This window comes from Pelotomaculum sp. FP (genome assembly GCF_004369245.1).
GTDB lineage: Bacteria > Bacillota > Desulfotomaculia > Desulfotomaculales > Pelotomaculaceae > Pelotomaculum_C > Pelotomaculum_C schinkii.
Map to the genome: position 1 here is coordinate 1 of NZ_QFGB01000101.1, position 5995 is coordinate 5995.

The 5995-nt window shown below is 37.9% G+C and carries 4 protein-coding genes; 1 reads left to right on the forward strand and 3 read right to left on the reverse strand.

Features of this window, described 5'->3' with window-relative positions:
• Positions 1-284: 284 nt before the first annotated feature.
• From Psfp_RS20525 to Psfp_RS20535, 3 genes are all read right to left on the reverse strand, one after another.
• Positions 285-1118: a GHKL domain-containing protein gene (locus Psfp_RS20525; RefSeq protein ID WP_134220374.1), complete on the reverse strand. Its 834-nt coding sequence runs from the start codon at positions 1116-1118 to the stop codon at positions 285-287.
• A 6-nt stretch (positions 1119-1124) separates the two neighbouring features.
• A complete protein-coding gene (locus Psfp_RS20530) occupies positions 1125-1571 on the reverse strand; it encodes a hypothetical protein (protein WP_243120833.1) in 447 nt (148 codons plus the stop codon).
• A gap of 444 nt (positions 1572-2015) precedes the next feature.
• A complete protein-coding gene (locus Psfp_RS20535) occupies positions 2016-4436 on the reverse strand; it encodes an O-antigen ligase family protein (protein ID WP_134220376.1) in 2421 nt (806 codons plus the stop codon).
• Positions 4437-5329: 893 nt separating this feature from the next.
• On the opposite strand from Psfp_RS20535, the gene Psfp_RS20540 reads away from it, so the two are divergent.
• Positions 5330-5902 (forward strand): ABC transporter transmembrane domain-containing protein, encoded by a 573-nt coding sequence (locus tag Psfp_RS20540; protein ID WP_134220377.1) that lies wholly within the window; start codon positions 5330-5332, stop codon positions 5900-5902.
• Positions 5903-5995: the final 93 nt, after the last annotated feature.

The window sequence follows — 5995 nt, forward strand, 5'->3', positions numbered from 1 at the left end:
GTCATCAGGGCGACCTCCTGGAAATTATTTATACTTGAATATTCCCTGATTCTGTCGACTTGAGGGTTTTCCCTTCTTTATTATTATCTATGAGTTACCTAATTCTGGTTAACCGAACACCTATGAATAATAATGGGACTATTATAAAGATGGACCACTTAACTAGACCACCCAACATAACCTCAATGCCATAGGATATTATATCAAGCCTAGCCTTTTCTAATTTCAGTTCTGATGCTATATAGTTGGTAATTCTTATTGAAATTTCATGAACCATATTAATTTCAATCCTTTGGAATAACTATATTAAAGCCCGCGCCATTGTGATATATTTTCCCTCTATAGCTGTTAATAATCTTTTTTACTGTGAAAAGTCCGTAGCCGCGATTTTTACCCTTTGTTGAAAAACCTTCTTTAAAAATGTTCTTTAATATTTCATTCTCAATGGCCGGTCCGGAGTCGCTAATCACAAAGAAATATGAATCTTGTGTTTCACCTGATTCGAATTTTATTTCCCTTAAAAATTCTGGCCCTAAATTATTTACTGCTTCAATTGCATTATCAAGAATATTTCCAAAAACTGAAGTTATGGCCGTCTGGCTCATTTTAAACTTATCCAGTTGGCTTTCTACATTTAACTTGAAAATAATACCTTTTGATTCTGCAATGCTTCTTTTAATCTGAAGGAGCGATCTTAAGGTTGGGTGAGGAATATTGATTAACTGAGTGTTAAACCTATAGTTAGCATTTAAATTATCCAGGTACTCATGTGCCTCAGAAACCTGCTTGTCATAAATAAGTCCATAAAGAACTTGAAGGTGGTTAATATGATCATGTCGCTCGGCTCTAATTAGATTCATTGCATCTGCCAGAATTAAATTTTTCTTACTTTGGTTTTCCATCTCCTTTTGGAGAATATTATTGTACAGTAGCCATCTAATGACATATATACTAATTGCAAAGTTAGTTACTGCTATAAAGGCAATAAATACATCTTGAATATCAATTTTCATGCGATAGTAATCTAGTATCATTGAAATAATTAATAATAGGAGTACTTCCGACAAAAGAATTATTACTAATTTTTCTATTGGCTTTTTTGCGAAAATTGTATTCATATTTATCTAAATATCCAAATGTACTTTTTTAAATTTCAAGAAAATGATAATAAAAAACGATAATATTAAGTGTGGCCAACCAATAATTGTTCTTAGCCAATCATCTTCCCATATTGTTTTAAGAGTTAGAGCAAAAATTAACTCTAAAATATATAAAATTATATTTTCTAAGGCAAGTAAGGTACTTAGGGTTAACAATGCTGATATCAATGCTTTTCGTATTGGTAAATGGAATAAGTATTTAAATAGCAAGCAAATGATTACCAGACCTATTAAAGTGTGGACCCCGAAAGGGACTGGTAAAATTCTTACCAGGTATGAAATAATAACAGAAATTAGGGTAGCAAGTAGCAAGTTTTTTTGAGATGATTTTTCTCCAATAACAACTAAACCAAATGAAAATAGTAGATAGCTCTCTGGTATAGAATAAAATAAAATGCTAATTAAAGGCATCTTATCCAATTAATCCCCCCCCCTAGCTAAGGTTATACAAATATCTACAATATCCTTTTCCAGTTACCCAAGTTGCGGTGTTATCGACCTGAAATACATAGAAGATGGATATTTCGCTCAGATTGAGCCATCAGTACACTAGAGAATGAGCCAGCGGCAAGCTGAAAATGAGCAACTTTGACACTAGCAGAGTCAATATTTAGTGAGTAGCTGATTAAAAAGGTGCAGGGAGAAACTTTTGAAATCATCCCCCATCAAAAGGGCTCCACCATCTTCAGTTCCCTGTTCACTCCGGCTGGTTGGCACGCCAAGATCATGATTGAGGATACATCAATGGCTTAGACTCGACTTGAAACTTTAAATTTATAAATCCGCTAGTACGAAGGCTTTGAAGGCAATATCGGCAGACGAATAAAAAACAAGAGTTATTTTTCGGAGTCAAGTTCATTTCAAGATAGGCAAACTTTTAAGTTGATCATATTTATTCGCCAGCTCCGGTGACAGTTTACTAGCCTGAACAAGGAGATCTTGCGATTCTTGCACCTGACCCTGCTTGTCCCGCAGAGCGGCTAACCAGAGAGAAGCCGCTCCCTTTGTCTTATTATCGGCAAGAGCAGCCTGCAGGTTGCTATCGGCTTCAGCCCATTTTCCAAGCAGATACTGAGAAGATCCTAAGTAAAGTTTAACCGTTGGGGTTACTGTCATCGGTGGGGCATCTTTCCAAAGGCGTTTTTCCTCTTCATCAATGGTTTCTATCTGTCTTTGGATTTTGGCCGGTACTCCTGCTACTTGTTCAAAATATTGTTTCGCCGCGTCACGATTGTCGTCGTTTAGTTCGTTATATCCGGCTACGAAGTAGGTCTGGGATAGGAGCTCGTACCGCTGGATCTCGAATGGGGCCAGGGAAAGTGCTTTATGGGCGGCCTGCACGGCTTCATCATTTTTCTTCGCTGCCACATAGATGACGGACAAATCTGCGTAGCGGGCGTCGTTGTATTGACTCAATTTCACCGCCAGACAGGCCTCAGCAATGCTCTGATCCATTTTGCCCTGAGCCAGATAGAGATGGGCGAGATCAACCCGGTAAACAGGATCAAGGTGATAAGTGGCGTTAGTTGGATTATAAACTGAAGCTTTTTGTAACAGGGCAAGGGCTTGATCGTAACTTTTCGCGTGCTTTGCGTTTGTGTAACTGTTACTGGAAGTTACTAGAGCACCGCTGAAAATAAGCAGCAAAACCGTCACCACCGACGCTCCGACTAGAACGGCATTATTGGGCGGCACATATCTCCTGCTATTCTTCTCTTCGGCTTTGTTTGTTGAATGGCTCAAGATACCCCTTGCCAGACCAAAAAGGGTCCAGAGCACCATGGAGAGAGCAGATAAGGAAAGATCGAAATCAATGACGGCGTGTGCCCCCACTGAAAGCGCTGCTATGGTGATGGTCCAGATCAAGATCCCGGCGGAGACATCCTCTTTTGCCCCATGGTAGAGCCTGTTGGCGATGTATAAAAAGGTGACCCATATACCCAGTATAGTAAGTAGCCCGAGGGCGCCCGCTTCCACCATAATCTGGAAGTAATTCCCGTGTACCTGGTTGGAAGTATAGAAATAGCCCTGGAAGGCGCGGTAGGCCTCCTGCCAGCCACCGCCGCCCCAGCCGATGATGGAACGCTCCCTGAACATCTTCATGGCATCATGATAGAAGTAAAAACGCTCGATAGCATTCCTGAACTTTAATATTATCTGTTCTGTGATTTTTTTTACGATATCGGGATGAGTATTCAAATAATATCCCAGCCCGACAGCAAGTACAATAACAACCAGCAACAAGATACCAATAGTTATTTTCTTATTTCCTTCAATCCGCCAACAAATACCCCTTTTTTCTGCAGACAAATATAGAAATTGTCCCGTTAGCGTCACTGTTAAACCAATAAAAATCCACAACCATGCCAGGACCATCTTTTGAGTGGAAACAGCTGAAAGAAACTGCCAGATGGCAATAGTCGAAGACATCCCAATAAGAGCAAAATGTAAAATTACCGGTATCCTGTTACATTTAGACAAACCAATGATGAAAAGGACAAAAACAAGTGAAAATACCAGGAGTCCACCATATGACTTAGTACCAAGAAGTACTGCAAAGAGCAGGAAATTCCCGGCGGCATATAGATAATGGCTAATATTGTTTAAATTCAACCATGCAGGAACGTATTTCGATATTGTTAGTTTAACTACACCGTCCAATTCTTGTAAACTGGTCTTCCGCCAGAGGTAAAGTCCGATAAATATTACCGCTGCCAGATAGCTTGCCAGGGCGTTGGGGTACTGGAAGGAGGAATAAATCCGCCCGTTCAGAAAGCCGTCATTAATTTCAATGATCCCGGTGGCGGTGGCCAACCCTGCCAAAGCCACGCCGACGGCACTTATATAGATGATATGTAAAATGGTGACAATATCTTTATCGTTTCTTACGAGCCGTGAGGACAGCCAGTAAACCATAAAATACAGGGCGGTCTTGACCACCTCGTCTACCGCTAGTCCATAGTTGGCGGCCTGAAAGGCCGAAATAAGGTAGACTATGGGAAAGGCCAGGACGAAGTAGTCCAGCGGGTGGGAAAGGAAGCTGTTGTCACGCTTCGACCACTTCCACAGCCAGGCAACCCCGAAGAGAACGGTGGCAAAAAACAGTGCCCGTTCCTGCTCGGGCTGGAAGAATAATCCTCTGAAGTAAGGTGGCAGGAACAGTAAAACCCCCATTCCCCAAAAGGCAATCGCGTGGCCTAAATCCAATTGATTATTTTGGAGATTGCTCTTAACCGCTTCAATTTTCTTTTTATTCTTCGATTTCGCTGCAACCACTAGATTGGCTCCTTCTTTTTTCAATGTTATCTTTTATTAGGTTTTTACTAAATACAATGTTGTTTATTTCTGTATTAATTTACAAATACCTTCTTGGTCTGACTTTTTTGTCAAATTGGCATTTAAGTTTATTAGCAAGTTCCCGATCCTTCAGCAAACAATGATATGGCACAAGGTATTGTCAGGTGAAAATATTATAAAAAGGAGTGCAACTAATTCATCAATTGGCTATTTTGCATACATATTATATTCCTCCTCTTATATTCCTCCTCAAAATTATTTCAAACTTGGTCCTATATTACGAGGTATAATTACCTGCTAGAATTGCGATTCACTAATTCTATAATAGGGGATAAAGACTTTTTCAGTGTATTATAGGTCAGTAAAACAGTATATTAGGTAAATAATATTGATAAGCATTGTAATATCACTATAATCTAATTATAGAGAATATTGTATATTAAGTATTATTTGAGTTTACTCTTGTAGGTTACAGTATTCCTCCGTTTAGCAGGGTGAGCAATTCATCAGGCCGAACTTAACAGGAACATATATGTAGCCTCGTTACACGCAAGCCCGGTGGCCAAGCTAGTCTATGTTAGGCAAAGGCAGCATGATAAAGAGAAAAGACTAACCGTATAGCTTTTCACCCTCCTAAGGGGTATCCGGCGGCGACATGATGAAAAGAGTACGACAGCAAATATTTGACTTTGCAAATTTATACCTTAAATATTCTTGGATACAGCATTTGTATCGGACGAGACTACTGAGAGGCTGGAAGAACTATTTTTAGTATAGTTTTTCATAGTTTTTCTCCGATATTTCTAAGAATAATGGTTGTCTGAACTTATGCAAGTAATATATATTAAAAAAAGAAAACCTAAGGTTAAAATATGATAAATAAAAAATTTAATGAGAAATTAAAATATAAGTTTGCATTCTTTTGCAGAAAAGACTATCTCTATATAAAAAAAATACTTTTTTTTGTTAAACCATATAAATATTTATTTATTGCAACATTTATTATTATAATAACAGGAATTGCCTTAAGTTTAATACAACCACTGCTATGGGGTAAAATTTTATCCAGCTTATTTATGAAAAATTACGACCAATCATTTGTTTATACCTTATTTTTTTTTGTTGTATTTGCATTTCAAGCATTGTTAAGTTATATTCAAGGCTACTCATCTACTAACCTAATAAATAAAGTAATTTATGATCTGAAAAATAAGTTATATAAAAAAATTTTAAATATGCCAGTTAAATATTTCGATGAAATGGGAACTGGTGACTTTGTTTCACGTATTCACAATGATACCTCGGTTGTTTCATTCGTTATAATGAATTTATTTATTAACACAGCTGTTGATATATTAAAAATTTTTGTTGTAGGAATAACAGTATTCAATATAAACGCGTTACTGGCATCCATCCGTGATCGGTTTACCATAATATGTAATTAACAAGTCATAATAATTATATGGTTATACTAACCAATAGTGGAAACTGAGGTTTACTTCGGTTCATATGTTGTCCAGGGATCAATTAACCGTTCC